The organism is Empedobacter sp. UBA7248, from assembly GCF_002472945.1.
GTDB lineage: Bacteria > Bacteroidota > Bacteroidia > Flavobacteriales > Weeksellaceae > Empedobacter > Empedobacter falsenii_C.
Genome location: NZ_DKSU01000009.1, coordinates 164,845 through 180,904, shown reverse-complemented (window position 1 = coordinate 180,904; position 16,060 = coordinate 164,845). Strand labels below are relative to the sequence as shown.

The 16,060-nt window shown below is 30.8% G+C and carries 13 protein-coding genes; 3 read left to right on the top strand and 10 right to left on the bottom strand.

The window, feature by feature from the left end; genetic code table 11:
• Positions 1-36 precede the first annotated feature (36 nt).
• The 9 genes from B4A23_RS10700 to B4A23_RS10660 all read right to left on the bottom strand — a co-directional run bounded on the left by B4A23_RS10700 (position 37) and on the right by B4A23_RS10660 (position 9,921).
• Entirely contained in the window at positions 37-1,254 is a 1,218-nt protein-coding gene (locus tag B4A23_RS10700) for a hypothetical protein (RefSeq protein WP_286501149.1), read from the bottom strand.
• A gap of 491 nt (positions 1,255-1,745) precedes the next feature.
• A complete protein-coding gene (locus tag B4A23_RS10695) occupies positions 1,746-2,237 on the bottom strand; it encodes a hypothetical protein (RefSeq protein ID WP_291119812.1) in 492 nt (163 codons plus the stop codon).
• Positions 2,238-2,349: 112 nt separating this feature from the next.
• A complete protein-coding gene (locus B4A23_RS10690) occupies positions 2,350-4,011 on the bottom strand; it encodes a hypothetical protein (RefSeq protein ID WP_291119809.1) in 1,662 nt (553 codons plus the stop codon).
• Positions 4,012-4,163: 152 nt separating this feature from the next.
• The gene (locus tag B4A23_RS10685) at positions 4,164-5,603 is read right to left on the bottom strand and encodes an MFS transporter (RefSeq protein WP_286476800.1); all 1,440 of its coding nucleotides are present in this window, start codon (positions 5,601-5,603) and stop codon (positions 4,164-4,166) included.
• Between the two features lie 296 nt (positions 5,604-5,899).
• Positions 5,900-6,727 (bottom strand): 5'-nucleotidase, lipoprotein e(P4) family, encoded by an 828-nt coding sequence (locus B4A23_RS10680; protein WP_180906414.1) that lies wholly within the window; start codon positions 6,725-6,727, stop codon positions 5,900-5,902.
• 56 nt (positions 6,728-6,783) lie between these two features.
• On the bottom strand, positions 6,784-7,335 hold the full coding sequence (locus tag B4A23_RS10675; RefSeq protein ID WP_291119804.1) for a hypothetical protein: 552 nt from the start codon (positions 7,333-7,335) through the stop codon (positions 6,784-6,786).
• A 59-nt stretch (positions 7,336-7,394) separates the two neighbouring features.
• The gene (locus B4A23_RS10670; RefSeq protein WP_291119802.1) at positions 7,395-7,604 is read right to left on the bottom strand and encodes a hypothetical protein; all 210 of its coding nucleotides are present in this window, start codon (positions 7,602-7,604) and stop codon (positions 7,395-7,397) included.
• A 242-nt stretch (positions 7,605-7,846) separates the two neighbouring features.
• Positions 7,847-8,395, bottom strand: coding sequence for an acyl-CoA thioesterase (locus tag B4A23_RS10665; RefSeq protein WP_180906805.1), 549 nt, complete (start codon positions 8,393-8,395; stop codon positions 7,847-7,849).
• A gap of 23 nt (positions 8,396-8,418) precedes the next feature.
• Positions 8,419-9,921 (bottom strand): GH3 family domain-containing protein, encoded by a 1,503-nt coding sequence (locus tag B4A23_RS10660; protein WP_291119798.1) that lies wholly within the window; start codon positions 9,919-9,921, stop codon positions 8,419-8,421.
• A 349-nt stretch (positions 9,922-10,270) separates the two neighbouring features.
• Between B4A23_RS10660 and B4A23_RS10655 the strand changes: the two genes are divergently transcribed.
• The gene (locus tag B4A23_RS10655) at positions 10,271-12,604 is read left to right on the top strand and encodes a tetratricopeptide repeat protein (protein ID WP_291119794.1); all 2,334 of its coding nucleotides are present in this window, start codon (positions 10,271-10,273) and stop codon (positions 12,602-12,604) included.
• 21 nt (positions 12,605-12,625) lie between these two features.
• On the top strand, positions 12,626-13,888 hold the full coding sequence (locus B4A23_RS10650) for a DUF3472 domain-containing protein (protein ID WP_291119791.1): 1,263 nt from the start codon (positions 12,626-12,628) through the stop codon (positions 13,886-13,888).
• Positions 13,889-13,946: 58 nt separating this feature from the next.
• Here B4A23_RS10650 and B4A23_RS10645 read toward each other — a convergent pair whose 3' ends face one another.
• On the bottom strand, positions 13,947-14,963 hold the full coding sequence (locus B4A23_RS10645; RefSeq protein ID WP_291119788.1) for a PTS transporter subunit IIC: 1,017 nt from the start codon (positions 14,961-14,963) through the stop codon (positions 13,947-13,949).
• An 85-nt stretch (positions 14,964-15,048) separates the two neighbouring features.
• Here B4A23_RS10645 and B4A23_RS10640 point away from each other — a divergent pair, with 85 nt between their 5' ends.
• The gene (locus B4A23_RS10640) at positions 15,049-16,026 is read left to right on the top strand and encodes a hypothetical protein (RefSeq protein ID WP_291119786.1); all 978 of its coding nucleotides are present in this window, start codon (positions 15,049-15,051) and stop codon (positions 16,024-16,026) included.
• The last annotated feature ends 34 nt before the right edge of the window (positions 16,027-16,060 follow it).

Genomic DNA, 16,060 nt, shown 5'->3' with positions numbered 1-16,060 from the left:
AAACTCAACCAAATGGTTGAGTTTTTTTGTAACTCACTAATTTATTTTTTGAGCAGTAATATAATTTTCTCCATTAGCACTACTTCCTAGACCTGTAATTGATATTGTAGCAGATGCAGCTTGTGTAGTAGAACCATTACTATAATTAGAATATTTTCTAGAACCTTGCCAGAGTGTTAAATAATATCTTTTCTTAGCTGTACTTGTATTTGTAATAAATACCTTCCCGTTAATAACAGCATAAAAAGCATCTGTTGATCCACTAGACCCTCCAAAAATCACTGTCGATCCTCCTATTAACCAACCACTTTCTGAAGTTAGAGGTAAATCTCCAGATTGATTAACCACTACAGCTGTAGTTTCTTCTGTAAAAGTAAATTTATTAAAAACATAGTTTAATCCTGCTACACTAGCAGGTAAACCAAGATTTACCAATACATTAGCTTCTACCTCCCATTTACCTGGATCTAAATCTATATAAGAACCTAAATGTATCTTATCTATTGTTGCTACCGTTGTTGTTAAAGATATTGTATTATTATTTGTTGTTACTCCTGCCCCTCCACCTATTAATTGAATAGCTGAATTGGCTGGTCTCATAACTCCTCTAACTTTACTTACTGTAACTTCAGACCATTTAGCAACACCATTATTATCAGAAGTTAAAACTCTATTTAGAGCTTGAGTTCCATCATTTATTGTAACAGCAGATAATGGAGTTGTAGTTGTACCTCCTGAAACTACATGTAATTTCGTTGTTGGAGCTACTATTCCAAGCCCTAAATTACCAGCATCTGTAGCAACAACCTCTGTGCCAGCAACTCTCGTAACACCGTTAGAAGTAGTTCCTAACTCTACACGGGTATTAGCAGAATTATTAACCCAAGCATCGTTTGTTGTATCTGCATCAGTAGCATTTAATAATTTTATCCAAACAGTACCATTAAATGTATAATAACCTGTTGTCGTTATTTGAGCTACTTGCGAAAGACTTAATCCTGATGTTCCTCCAGTTGCATCATACACATATACTAACGCTCCTATTTGCGCATTACCATACGTACTTGCAGCTTTATTTGCCAATTCTGTTTTTGTCATATTAGGAGGTATTACTCCATCTACAGAAGTTGTAGGTGTATTAGTAGATTTTCTAACATCTAAAGTAGCCTTAGGATCATTTGTTCCAACACCGACTTGTGCATTTACGTACCAAGTTAAACCTAAAAAAATCAGGCTAAGTAAAGTTTTTTTCATTATAGTAATATTTCTAATTGGTTGGTAGTTAAGAGAAATATTATTTTTGGCAAATATACTATATTATAAATATTATAGTATATAAATAATTTATAAAACAAGAAAAATCAAGCAAATAGACAAATTTCAATTAGAAATACACGACAAAGTATTTTATCATTCTTCATCTTTTCAAAAAATCTTTTTTTGACGTTCCAGACGTAGTCGATCACGTCTAGAACGTAGCTGACTACGTCCCGAAGTAAGCTAATGGCGTTCAGAACGTGAAATTTGACCTCTTGGATGTGAAATTTCACGTCATGACCGTCATTTTTTACGTAACGAACGTCAAATTTCACATTGATAACGTAAACAACAAGGTAAATAACGTAACCAGCTTGCTTCTGGACGTGAAAACCATCTAAAAATAATTTGAGTAATCTATTTTTTAAATACTATAAATAAAAAAATGTAGTCTTTTGAGACTACATTTTTTTGAAAGAAATCATTATTTATTCTGTTACCGGAATATTAACAGTTGTTGTCCCTCTTCCTTTATTTGCAAAAAACTGTTTTATATCACTACGTTTTTGTTCATAGCCTGTTGCAGAACTTCCTGCCTTATAAGTCGTATAAGAATAATCTTCTAATGCAGCTTGGTAATTATCAAAATCGTGCAAAATTTTGGCATTGTATACTTTATCTATTAATGTATTGATGCGCGCCAAAATGGTTTCCATATTTTTTCGACTCTCATAATCTTTCAAAAACTCTTCCCAATCTACATCTGGCGCAGCTAAATTAGGTTGATCGTTATAATAGTCGTACACTTTGTTTACAATCAATTTATTTTGTTCATTTATACTACCATATTTTTTTCGTTCATCTGGTGTTAAATTTATCGTAAAAGTAGCCAAGGCTTCTTCTATTGCAGTAAGTGCAGTTTTAATCTCCGTTAACTGTTGCGGAGTTAGGTGTTTGTTGTTTAGATTGGTAATTGGCATAATTGTTTAAGTTTTTATTGTTAACAACTTAAAACTATTAATAATAAATGAGTTAACAAAAAAATCTCAACCAAATGGTTGAGATTTTAGTAAATATATTATTTGTTATTGATTATTGCGCTGTTCTTGAAACACCAACTAGATACACCAAATGTGCATACATACTTCGCTTCACAGATTCTATTTTTACATTTCCAACTGTTCCAGAAGTCGAAACAGTTGCTACCAAATCTACATTACATTGGCCATTAAAAGTTCCAGATCCCAAGTAATTTGCCTTATTAGAGCTATATGTTATTCTAGGATAATCTGGTGCTACTTGATTTGCTATAGCAGTAGTGTTTGTATATCCTTTATTATCAATAAAATTTGCAGACCAAGTACCTAAAAAAGTACCAGAAGTATTAATACCATTCATCACAACAATTTGGGTACTAACAGGTGTTTGAAATCCAGCACAAGAAGTATAATGGTTAATAGTAATCGTACAAGAAGATGTGTTGTCTGAAGTCTTATAACAAGGCCCATCATATATTGTTGATCGTTGTTCAACAGAAGATTGAGAGGTATTCAAAATAGCTTTAGGGGGATTTAACTCCTCTGGAGAAACAAGCTTAAGCACACCTCCTGCATCTGCATATACAATTTTATTCGTAGCATTTGCTAAAGAACTTACTTTAACATTACCTACCACATCTAAAGCTTCGGCTGGTGTAGAAGTACCTATACCAACTTTATTACCACTAGGAGTACTAGAGTTATTGATAAATGATAATGTATTAGTTCCTTGTGTAACAACTCTATTTCCTGCTAAAGTACCATCTGCTGTGTATATGTTAGTACTAACACTATTTCCTCCTACTGGATGCCATTTCTCATCAAAACCAAAATAATATAAACCTTCTTTTGTTACTTCCTGCATTCTACTATAACTAACTGATGATGATGATGATGGACTAACCAATCCAGTATTAGTATCACCTATCACATAAACAAGTGTCCCTTCATGAGAGTCATGTCCAAAAGGAACTGCGAGTGTAAGATCTCTCCTTTTATATGTTGCCAAATCTTTTGTAGACAATTCTGCGGATGTTAATCGAGGAATAATTAAACCTGATGGTTCTTTTGAACTTGCAAACGCTGATTCTATTTCTAAAGTAACCTTAGGAGCTTTTCTATTTAAACCTATTCTACGATTTGAATTAATAACCATTAAAGGATTTATATCATTACCGATTCTAGACCATTCTCCAAATACAAAGGCTTCCTGAACGTTAGGATCATCAGTAGCCCTATCAAAATTATCTCTAAACTTTAAAGTTTTAGTATCCATCGTTACAATTCTATTATTAGATAAAACACCATCTACACTATACAAATTGGTATTTGTATCTAATTTTTTCCATACAAGAGAATCTCCATCAAAATAATAAAACCCAATTGCGTCTATATTCGCAACTTGTATTAAACTTGTTCCTGTAGGAGTCCCTGAAATATTGGATATATAAATTATCGCACCATTTTGATTAACAGTATATGCAGAAGCGTCCTTCGCTGCTAATTCAACTTTTGTAAGCTTTGGTATCAATAATCCATCATGAGCGGAAACATCATTCGTAGTTCCTGTTCTTTTTTCTTTAATGTCTAAAGTAGATTGTGGTGTGTTAGTTCCAACACCCACCTGTGCATTTGCACAATAAGTAATACTTATTAGTGCAAGACTAAGTAAAGTTTTTTTCATAAATAAATTGGTTCTAATTGGTTTTGGTAGCAATAAGAATTATTTCGCAAATATAATGTATAATTTTTAACAATATTACAAAAAGAAATAATTTCACATGATATTTTTCATATAAAATATAAAAGGTTGTTTTGCAATACATTACAAAACAACCTTTTATATAAATTATTGAATATTAAATCTTCCTAATGTCCTCCTTCGGATTTCACTTCATCAAGATTAATTCCTTGTTTTTTAAGAATTTTAGGCGTTGCAATTGCGTAGAATACTAAATATACAAAACATAAAATACAAACGATATAACTAGAATGAACAGTTGTTAAATCTGCAATATATCCTTGGAATATACTTACTAGTCCTCCTCCCATAATCATCATAATTAAGAAATTACTTCCTTGCGAAGTATTTTTTCCTAAACCATTAATTGCTAATGCAAAAATACAAGGCCATAATGTACTACAAAACAAACCAACACTTGTAATAGAATAAATAGAAACTAAACCTGTTGTATTCATTCCGATTAATAATGCTACAATTCCGATAATTGAGAAAGTTAATAACATTTTAGCAGGATTTCCATTTGTCCATAAAGAAGCTAAAATCATTATTAAAATAATTACACTATATAAATAAAATGGTTTTAAATCATGTCCTGCAATGTAATTAACTAATAAGAAAATTCCAAAAGCTAAATAAGGTGCTATAAATTTAAGAGCCAATGTTTTTGTTTTATCTAAACCAAATGCTTCTGCAGCACCACCCCAACGACCAATCATCATACTTGCCCAATATAATGAAACGTATGGTGTTACTCCTTGTATATCGAATCCTAATTCATTGTGCATATATGCTGGTAAATTACTTACAGTAGAAACTTCTACACCTACATATAAGAAGATCGCAAGCATTCCTAATAATAATTGAGGATATTTTAAGGCTGATGATTTATCATTTTTTGAAGTTGTAATTGCACTATCATCCTCTTGTTCTGGATGATTTGGTAAAGACGAAAATTTCAAGAAAATGGCAACAGCTAAAAAAGCAACACCCAAACACAAATATGGAATTTTAACTGCTTCTATACTCAAAGTTGTTTCTCCTTCTCCACCCGCACCAAAAATTGCATAAGCAACAATTAAAGGTCCAATTGTAGTTCCTAAGTTATTAATACCTCCAGCTAATGTTAAACGTTGAGATCCAGTACTTGCATCTCCTAAAGCAATTGCAAGTGGATTAGCAACAGTTTGTTGCAACGAAAAACCTAGACCTACAGTAAACAAACCTGTTAACATTAAAGGAAATGATCCTGTATTGGCTGCCGGAATAAAAAAAAGCGTTCCAATGGCAGATAAAAGAAGTCCAAAAGATAATGAATTCTTATACCCAAATTTATTGATTAAATCTTGTTTAGCTAATAATGAAGCACCCATATAAATTAAAGCTCCAACTGTATAAGCGATATAATAAGCTACTGCTACTAATTGACTTTCGGCTTGGGATAAATCAAATGATTTCTTAAAAACTGGAATTAAAATTTCATTACTTGCTGCTACGAATCCCCAAAAGAAGAATACTGTAACTAGTGGGATAAATTGCCCCCAATTAGTTTTTTGTGATTGACTCATGTGTTTTGATATAATTTTTTTTTAAATATTGGTTGATGATTGCCTAAACAACCAGCTTATAAATATAGGTTATTTATAGTTTAATTTACAAATAGGTGAATTCTTAAATATTATACTGTACAAAGAACAAAACTATCTATTTAATAAATAAATATTAATTTTTTACAGATCAAATAACAATTAATAGATTATTTTTAACAAAAATATATTAAAACTATTTAAAAATTAATTTCTCACTTTTTTATAAAACAAAAAAAAACTGTCTTAATCGACAGTTTTTTTATTTATTTTATTCTTTATTTCACAGGAGTTTCTCTCGCTGCTTCGTATATAATCGAATCTCTTTGCTCTTGAGTCAAATCATATTTGTAATCAAATATTGCAGATTCCCAATCGCCATATCCAACATTTGGCAATACAATAAATCGTTTTCCAAATTCAGATTTTAAAGTTTCTACAGCTGCCGCTCTTTCTTTTTCAGATTTATGATTATCAAATAAAGAAGAAAAATCTGTCAAACTATCTCCCAACAATAAAACAATGTCATAATCTTTCGAAATATTTTGACGACGCGCTTCTTTACTACTTTCTTTGCTTCTCAAAATTAAATTCTGAGCACTTTGAATTGGATAATTGTATTTTTCTAAATTTGCTAAAGTTCCAGGACGTTCCACTTCATATCGATTTGTAACGTAAAAAATCTGAACTCCCTTACTCGCCGCATACTGAAAAAACTCTTGAGAACCAGCCAAAGGCGTTGCAATTCCTTTCGACGTCCAATTTGCCCAAGTTTCTTGCGACCACGTTTTTCCTTGACGCGCCATTTCTACTGCATAGTACGAATTATCCAAAAAAGTTTCGTCAATATCCGTTACAATCGCCAAAGGTTTTGCGCCTTTTTTCGCAATTGCTTCATCTAATCTCATTTTAGCTACATTATAAGCTTGCTGGCTTAAGGCTTGATATTCAGCGGCACGTTGTTGAAAAAATGCAGCATAAATCTTACCATCAACTTGCAAACTTTTTTGCTGAACTGGTTGTTGTTCAGTAACTATTTTTGGTGTTTGACAAGCTGTTAATCCAAAAAGCATCAAGCTTCCAAGCATCAATTGTATATGTTTCATATCTCTAAATTCTGAAATGCAAAATTAAGCCTTACAATTCAAATCAAAAAATCAGATTACTGAATGTATTTGATCGATTCGAAAGTTGTTTGATGAAAGTAGTTTTTGAACTGATGATGTTCTCCATTAATTTCGATTTCGATTTCCAAATAATCGTTTTGATTAAAAGTAATTAAATCTGTTTCGAAAAAATAAATATTTCGGATAACATGAGATTCGGGTAAAATAGTATTCTTCAATAAAATATCATTTGTTCCCATTGCTAATTCTCCATAAAATGTAACATCAGCTTTGATCTTTTTTTGAGAAAAATTTGAATAAAAATCAGCTTCAACAATATTTATACGAACTGTTTTTTCGGTATTATTCTGAATAGAAATTAAAAATTCTAATGTATTTTTTTTCTTTGCTACCGAATCTATTTTTACTTGATAATCTATAATTTGTTGATTGGAATCATCAATCAAATCATCATTTTTTTCAATTTTTAAAAACGATATTTTTGGTTCTTCTTCTTTTGGAAGTGGTTTTTCTATTTGAACTGTTTTTAATTTCTTGTAAATAACAAACAACACTAACAATACAAGTAAAATGAATAAATATTTCATTCTACAAATTTAAAAATTAAATTGTTTTTCTGATTTTGAAAAAAAGGATTTGTTTTGTATTAGACAATTTTTTTTCTGAAACGAAAAGCACAAAAAGCTAAAACAAGTACACTTCCTGCTACTGCAAAACTAATAGGATTTGAAGATTTAGAAGTATTTTTAGTAAAATTTGTATGTATTAATTGTGTATTGCTAATATTTCCTGTTTGAGCAAATGAAATGGTTGTGGTCGCAATAAATAGTAATAAAAATTTGAATAAAGTTTTCATAGTTTGTCAAATAAAATCAAAAGTTTAGTTTTTGGTAATAAAGATTTCTATAAACAAATACAATGCCTAATTTTCTTAAAATCAAATAATTTGCAATTTAGTAATGATCGTTCAATATTCAATTTTTTTGAGGGGGACAATTGGGGGGACAAATTATAAAACACTATTTATCAATTATATAAAACCAAAAAAAAACTCAATCCATTTACTGAATTGAGTTTTTTATTTATAATATAAAAACTTTAATCTAGTTCTATTTTAACGAAATGATTGTCCAATAAATGATCAATTAAATCTTGTGATTTATAATCAATTGGGTCTTTTATTTGCTCTTTTGCTTTTGAATGTTCTTCAATTCGATGCAAAGCTTTGTAAAAACGTCGAACTTCGTTCAGATTCTTCAAAATTAATTTTGGAGCTTCAGCTTTTTCTCCATTTTCCTCCTTGCAAATCATCGTAAAATAAGACGAATTACAATGTTTAATTTCGCCAGTTTGGATGTTTTGACTTTCTACTCGAATTCCTACGACGATTGACGTTCTTCCGACATAGTTAACCGAAGCTTTTAGTGTTAATAATTCCCCTACTTCTACTGGCGTTAAGAAATCTACTCTATCCACAGATGCCGTGACACAGTACTTTCCAGAGTATTTGGAAGCACATGCGAATGCAATTTGATCGAGTAGAGAAAGAATGAATCCACCGTGTATTTTTCCACTAAAATTGGAATGCGATGGAAGCATTAATTGCGAAAAAGTTACTAATGAACTTTTTACCGTTTTGTAAATCATTTTATCTATTGTTGTGTGTGTGTTCAATTTGTAGTAATTAAGTTTAGACTGTAAAATTCATCTGCAATTTCGCGATTATTAGACAAACGCGGAACTTTATTTTGTCCGCCCAATTTCCCTATCGATTTCATATAATGCTGAAAACCTTCTGTTTTAACCTCAGAAACGACAAGCGGACGCAAAATATTTCCCGTTATCAAATCATCATAATACGTATTTTGACGACGCATTTGCGCATCTAATTCTTCATTAAAAATGGTTAGATTCTCAGGTTTTTGATCAAACTCGATTAACCATTCGTGATAAGGCAAACCTTCTGTTGGATTGACTTGAGGCGCAACTGTAAATTCATTTACACTCGCTGGATATTTTTCTAAAGTTTTTTGTAACGCCTGCTCCACTTCGTGACCAATTACATGTTCACCAAAAGCAGATGTATAATGTTTGATTCGACCAGAAACAACAATTCTATAAGGTTTTATCGAGGTAAAACGAACTGTGTCACCAATATTATATCCCCACAAACCTGCATTTGTATTGAGAATTAAAACATAATCTTTTCCAATTTCAACATCTTTCAAGGAAATTCGGATTGGATTTTCATCAAAAAATTCATCAACTGGAACAAATTCATAAAAAATTCCGTTGTTCAATAAAAGCAATAAATCATCACTTTTTTGTGAATCTTGATATGCAATAAACCCTTCTGAAGCAGGATAAGTCTGAATACAATCTATTTTTCGACCAATTAATTGATTCACTTTATCGCGATATGGTTCATAATTTACACCTCCTGTTACCATTAGTTGTAAATTCTTAAAAATCGACTGAACGTTTTCTTTTCCAGAAACTTTAATCAATCGTTCAAAATACATAATCAACCAAGGCGGAATCCCAGAAATCAGAGTCATATCAGCTTTCACCGTTTCATCCACTACTCTATCCACTTTCGTTTCCCAATCTTCAATCACATTTGTTTCATAAGACGGCAAACGATTTTTTTGCAAATAATTTGGAACAAAATGCGCACTAATTCCAGAAAGTCGACCAACTTTCAATCCGTTTTTATCTTCGAGAATTGGACTTCCTTGTAAGAAAATCATTTTCCCGTCAACAAAATTAGAATTCTTTGTTTCATTAATATAAAACAATAAAGCGTTTCGAGCAGAATTTATATGCGATGGAACAGACTCTTCTGTTAGCGGAATATATTTTGCGCCAGAAGTTGTTCCAGAAGTTTTAGCCAAATAAAGAGGTATTCCAGGCCAAAGAATATCAGGTTCCCCTTCGATTACCTCATCAAAATAATGTTTCAAACCTTCGTAATCGTTGATTGGAACTTGCGATTTGAAATCTTCATAATTTTTGATTGATTCAAAATGATGATCAACTCCAAACTTTGTATTTTTTGCAGCAACAATCAATTCATTTAGAATTTTGTCTTGTGTTTCCAGCGGATTATTTATCCACTTTTGTTCTTTATTGACAATGTATTTTGCAAAAATTTTCGCTAAAAAAGCTTTCATGCTGTTCCTTTAAAACATTATTATTGGTCGAATTTAAACGAATATTCTAAATAATTTAACAACAATTGCAATGATTTTTCTTAGTCAAATCACTAATTACATTAAAGCTAAAACGTTAGCTATCATTTTATAATCATTCAGTAAAAAGTCGCTTCTCTATTATTTCTATTCCACATAAAATTATCTTATTTTTTCGAGGGATACAAGATTTTTTCTAATCGAACGTTTTATTGTAGATTTGTTTTTATTCGCTATCATGAAAAAGATTGTACTGAGTATCTTCGCCGCAAGTTTTTTAATCGGCTGTTCTACGCAAAAAAATAGTTTCAAAAACCGACAATATCACAAGATGACATCGTGGTTTAATGGAGTATTCAATGCTGAAGATGAGTTAGAAAAAAAGAACACAGAACTGCAAACAAATTATGTAGAAAATTACTCGAAGATTTTACCTGTTGGAATAGAATATTTTTCTGTTTCGGATTCTGCCAATTTAGGTGGATTTAATACACCCAATTTTGGTATTGGAGGTGGAAATCGAAATAATCAAGATAAAGTAGAAAAACCTGTCGGATTTGCTGCTGTAGAGGCAAAAGCTTCTAAAGCTATTGAAAAACATTCAATGTTAATCAAAGGAAAAGAAAATAATCCTTTGATGGGTCGCGCTTATTTATTGATTGGAAAATCATTATTTTATCAAAAAAAATACTTTGAAGCGCTTGATGCTTTAAACTATGTTGTTAAAAATTTCAAAGATTCTAAATATGCTCAAGAAGCGCATGTTTATAAGACGGTTGCTGAAATAAAAGGTGGAAATTATTTTGATGGAGCCGAAACTTTGCAAAAACTTTATGAAAACGACCCGTATAAAAGCAAAGAATTAAAAACAATGATTGCGCGAACGTATGCTCAATTTTTAATTGATCAAAAAAAGTACGAAGAAGCTCTTGATCCATTACAAAAAGCCGAATATTTTTCTACAAATAAAGATGAACGCGTTCGTATATTTTATACGTTAGGTCAAGTTTTTTCTAAATTAGGAAAACAACAAGAAGCTGGTGAAGCTTTCACGCAAGTTTATAAAATGAAGCCTGGATTTGATATGGAAATCAAATCGCAATTGGCAATTGCAGCTAATTTTGATCCAAAAATTAATAATTACGGAAATTACAAGCAAAATTTGTTAGACATCGCGAATAAAGGAATTTATACATCGAAGAAAAACGAGTTATACTACGGAATTTCTGAAATGGCTTTTCGAGCTGATAAAATGGATGATGCTGTAGAATATGCAAAATTGAGTTTGAAAGAACCAATGTCTGATCCTTATATTCGTGGGCGTGCTTTCGAAAATTATGGAGATATAAAGTTCAAGCAAAACGATTATGTTTATGCTTCGGCTTATTATGATTCGGCACAAACGAGTTATAATTTGCCAGAAGATCAAACGCGCATTCAGAAACGAAATGATGTTTTGAAAAAATTGATGGAGAAACATTATTTAGTTCAGAAAAATGATTCGATTCTAAAACTTGCTGCACTTCCAAAAGAAGATCAATCAAAATTCTTTACAGATTATATCGAAAAATTAAAGAAAAAAGAAGAAAAGCAAGCTATAGAAGAGCAAAAAGAAATGGAAACTTTTCAGCTAGAAAATAAAACGGCAAGTTTCACGACGAGTTTTAATAATGCTGATAAAGGAAAATTTTATTTCTATAATCAAAATTTAAAATCAACAGGACAACAAGAATTCCAACGTATTTGGGGAGGAATTTCCTTAAAAGATAATTGGAGAAATTCGAATGCAATAAGTACTGCAATTGAGGATAAACAGAATGAATTGACAGGGCAAATTGCTGCTGGTGATCCAAGACGTTTTGAACTTGATTATTATTTAGATCAAATTCCAACTTCTCAAAAATCTTTGAATGACTTGAAAGTTGTGAGAGATACAACGCAATTGTCTTTAGGGACTGGATATTTTGATATTTTCAATAATGCAGAATTAGCTGGAAAAGAGCTGAAAGCCTTGGTTGCTTCCCCTCCAAAATCGGAAGATGTGTTATTAAAAGCGACTTATCAATTGTATCGTATTTATAAAAATCGTGATCAAAAATTAGAAGATGAATACAAGAATATCATTCTAACAAAATATCCAAATACAATTTATGCAGGTTATATTCTTAATCCAGAAGTTGAATACATTACAGCTGAAACAAAAGAAGCTTTAGAAGCTTACAAAGTTGCATACGCGTTATATCAAGATAAAAAATATGATGACGTAAAGAAAAAAGTACAAGAAGCAATTGTGAAATTTCCGACAGAAATTATCGTTGCTAAATTTGCTTTATTAAATGCTTATGCAATCAAACAAACTGGAAAAGATAGCGATTTCGAACAAGCTTTAGAAATTGTAATTACTGCTTATGACGGAACCGAAGAAGCTAAGCAAGCAAAACGTTTGTTGGATAAATTGCGTAACACCAAGAAAAAAACTACTGAAAATCAAAAAATTGAAGAAAACCAACCACAAATTAATACTGTTGATAGAACAACTAAACAAATCATCGAAAAAGAAAAAGAAATAAATCAACCAAATAATAAAAATAATGATAAAAATGTTATTAAAAAAACTGTAAAAGAATCAAATACACTTGGTCCTGAATGGGAAACGAGTTATTAAAACATAAATTAAATTAACACCATGAAAACAATTCATTGCATCCTATTCTCTCTTTCCGTTTTGGTTGGAGAAAATGTTATCGCACAACAAACAAAAACTTATGACATTCCTTTGATTGGAAATGCTTTTGAAGTAGGTCATAAAGAAGGATCATCACCTACAATTACAAAAGTGAATGCTTTAATTTCTCCACAAACTAAAAATGTAACAAAAGCTTATTTCAAAGTTTTAGGAACAGGAAATGTTACGATTCAATTGAAAGGAGAAACTAAAAATGATGCACAATTAAATGTTGGCTTCAACAAAAAAACAAAAAATTACAACTGGAAATCTACTGATAAAACTATTTCTGTGGGTACATTTGCAATTTCAAAACCGGGTTACGTTTCTGTCGATTTAAGCGGATTAAAAGGAGAAATTGCCATTACAGATTTGATTGTTAGTGGTACTGCAGTAGACAACGGAATTATTTATAGCAACGATCCGCAGTACTATTATTGGGCGAGACGTGGCCCTTCTTGCCATTTAGCCTACGAAATTCCTACTGAGAAAAATGTTTCATATTACTATAATGAAATCGTTGTACCAAAAGGCGCTGATATAATTGGTTCTTATTATATGGCAAACGGTTTTGGCGAAGGATATTTTGGAATCCAAGCTAATTCAGAAACTGAAAGACGTATTTTATTTTCAGTTTGGAGTCCTTTCGTTACGGACGATCCAAAAAGTATTCCAGATGATGAAAAAATCGTTTTGTTAAAAAAAGGAGACAACGTGAAAACTGGTGAATTCGGAAACGAAGGTTCTGGTGGACAAAGTTATATGAAATACAATTGGAAAGCCGATGCAACGTATAAATTCTTGTTGAAAGGTGTTCCAAATGGTGATAATTCTACTACTTATACAGCTTGGTTTTTTATGCCAGAAACGAATAATTGGCAAATTATCGCAAGTTTCAAACGTCCTAAAACAAATACATATCTAAAAAGATTCCACTCTTTCTTAGAAAATTTTATGCCTACGCAAGGATATTTAACAAGAAAAGTGAACTTTAACAATCAATGGGTTTATGATGGAGAATGGAAAAAAGTAAATGGAGCAAAATTAACTGTTGATGCAACTTATAAAGCAAATCAACGTGTTGATGCAACTGGAGGAACAACTTCTACAGGATATTTCCTAAAAATGGGAGGTTTTTTTAATGAAATTGAACAACCTGGAACAGCTTTCAAATTTGATAACAAACAAACTGCACCGCAAATAGATTTTTCGAAATTACCATAATCAATATTATATAAACTAAATAAAAAAATCGGTTGGAAAATTCCAACCGATTTTTTGTTTAACCCAACTTCATATCGCCGTCTTTTATCCAGTTTTTCTTTTTCATAAAAATGTAAATCAAATATGAAATAATTGCTGGAGCAATGATTTGTAAAATCAAAATAGAAGTTAATATATATGAAGTTTCATATTTCGATTTCATAGCATTGAAAGTTCCTATTTGTCCAACTAAACCACAAGAACCCATTCCCGATTCTAAAGCTGTATTTTCCATATTGAAATAAATAATTGCAATTGGACCAATAATAGCTGAAGCCAAAGTTGGCGGAATCCATATTTTCCAATTTTTATAAATATTAGGTACTTGTAACATACTTGTTCCTAATCCTTGTGCTAAAACACCTTTCAAACCATTATCCTTAAAACTGATTGTTGCAAATCCAATCATTTGCGCACAACAGCCTATTGTTGCAGCACCAGCAGCTAAACCATCTAACTCTAACATTAGACACAAAGCAGCTGATGAAATTGGTAAAGTCAAAACTATACCGACAATTACAGCAATTACAATTCCCATTATCAAAGGGTTTGAATCGGTTGATAACATAATTATTTCACCAATCCATTTCATCATTTGTTGTACAGAAGGACCAATGATTTGTGCTAAAATTACTCCAACCAAAACAGTAATAATCGGTGTAATGACAATATCTATACGTGTTTCGCTTGCAACCATTTTTCCTACCTCAACCGATACAATTGTCGCTATAAAAACGCCTAAAGGTCCACCTAATTGATACGCTGCAATTCCTACAACTGCTGACGAAAATAACACCAATTGAGGTGCTCGTAAACTATAGGCAATAGCCAATGCTATCGCAGGTCCTGTCGCTTGATTTGCAACTGGCCAAACAATATCAGTTAAAAAAGAAACATTTAACTCTTCACCAATGGTTTTCAAAATTGTACCAACCAATAAAGTCGCAAATAAACCATAAGCCATTGCGCCCATTGCATCGATAAAATATCGTTTTGCAGAAATTTGTATATCTTTTTTGAGTAGGAAATCTTTCATGAATTAATTATTCTAGTACAAAGATGAAATAAAATGTTGTATTTATTTTTATTATATTTAATAACTAATCAACTACCTAAGAAAAATGAAAATCAACATATATTTAACATTATCAATATTCTTAACTATAATTTCTTGTCAAAAAAAAGATAAAATTTCCGCAAATTTAGATTCTCCTCAAAGGATTATAACTACTCAAATAAAAGATACTATTAAATCGTTAAACATTTTTTATTCAAATAAAAACAATAATATATTAAGAGTTTTTGTTCCAAATAAAAATCAAACTAATTCATATTTTTATTCAGATACTGCAATCGTTTTGAAAATTGAATCAATTTCAAGTTCTAACAAACGAAAATTAGTTGATTTATTACATTTAGATTGGACATATTTGACAATCGATAGCGCAAATATTAATGTAAAAACTTTTCAGAATAAACCTTTTTTATTTTTTTCAGCTAAAACTGATTATATGGGTAGAGCAGTCAATATAAAATCTGTCTATTTTTGGATGATTAACACGAAAAACATAAAAGAGAATTATAAGCTCACCTACACTGGTTACTTATCTCCTATTTGTGATGAATGTATCAAAGGTGATTTTGAAAAAAATAATCTCCCTAAAGAAATAGAAAATAGTTTATTAGATTTTGTCAAAACTTCAAGTTTAATATTTCAAAAAACGAATAAAAAAGAAGATACTTATAAAGATTATGAAGATAAATGGCAAATGGATAATAATCTAGATGGACATTTCGGAGCAGCAAATCTTGAACCACTACATAAAATTTATTCAAATTATTACAAAGAGAATTTATTTAAAATTGGAGGTAGTTCTTCTACAAAAATTGAGAATGATGATTATATTATTAATTCTTATTTTAGAGGTAATTTGATTGGATATGATAAAAATAAAAAAGTATACTTTCCAATTCTTGTCGAAAGCTGTAGTTATTCATGCGATAAAAAAATTGAGTTTGTAAATTCAAATACAATCAAAATAGAATACGAAGATTCAATTGAATATGAAATTGATTTATCAAAAATAATATTCAAATAAAAAACCTCCGCCAAAATTTAGCGAAGGTTTTTAC

Excerpts from the sequence above, each read along its gene's own strand:
- B4A23_RS10655 (WP_291119794.1), top strand. The coding sequence starts at position 10,271 with ATGACATCGTGGTTTAATGGAGTATTCAATGCTGAAGATGAGTTAGAA.
- B4A23_RS10695 (WP_291119812.1), bottom strand. The coding sequence starts at position 2,237 with ATGCCAATTACCAATCTAAACAACAAACACCTAACTCCGCAACAGTTA.
- B4A23_RS10645 (WP_291119788.1), bottom strand. The coding sequence starts at position 14,963 with ATGAAAGATTTCCTACTCAAAAAAGATATACAAATTTCTGCAAAACGA.
- B4A23_RS10685 (WP_286476800.1), bottom strand. The coding sequence starts at position 5,603 with ATGAGTCAATCACAAAAAACTAATTGGGGGCAATTTATCCCACTAGTT.
- B4A23_RS10670 (WP_291119802.1), bottom strand. The coding sequence starts at position 7,604 with ATGAAAACTTTATTCAAATTTTTATTACTATTTATTGCGACCACAACC.
- B4A23_RS10660 (WP_291119798.1), bottom strand. The coding sequence starts at position 9,921 with ATGAAAGCTTTTTTAGCGAAAATTTTTGCAAAATACATTGTCAATAAA.
- B4A23_RS10680 (WP_180906414.1), bottom strand. The coding sequence starts at position 6,727 with ATGAAACATATACAATTGATGCTTGGAAGCTTGATGCTTTTTGGATTA.
- B4A23_RS10665 (WP_180906805.1), bottom strand. The coding sequence starts at position 8,395 with ATGATTTACAAAACGGTAAAAAGTTCATTAGTAACTTTTTCGCAATTA.
- B4A23_RS10700 (WP_286501149.1), bottom strand. The coding sequence starts at position 1,254 with ATGAAAAAAACTTTACTTAGCCTGATTTTTTTAGGTTTAACTTGGTAC.
- B4A23_RS10675 (WP_291119804.1), bottom strand. The coding sequence starts at position 7,335 with ATGAAATATTTATTCATTTTACTTGTATTGTTAGTGTTGTTTGTTATT.
- B4A23_RS10650 (WP_291119791.1), top strand. The coding sequence starts at position 12,626 with ATGAAAACAATTCATTGCATCCTATTCTCTCTTTCCGTTTTGGTTGGA.
- B4A23_RS10640 (WP_291119786.1), top strand. The coding sequence starts at position 15,049 with ATGAAAATCAACATATATTTAACATTATCAATATTCTTAACTATAATT.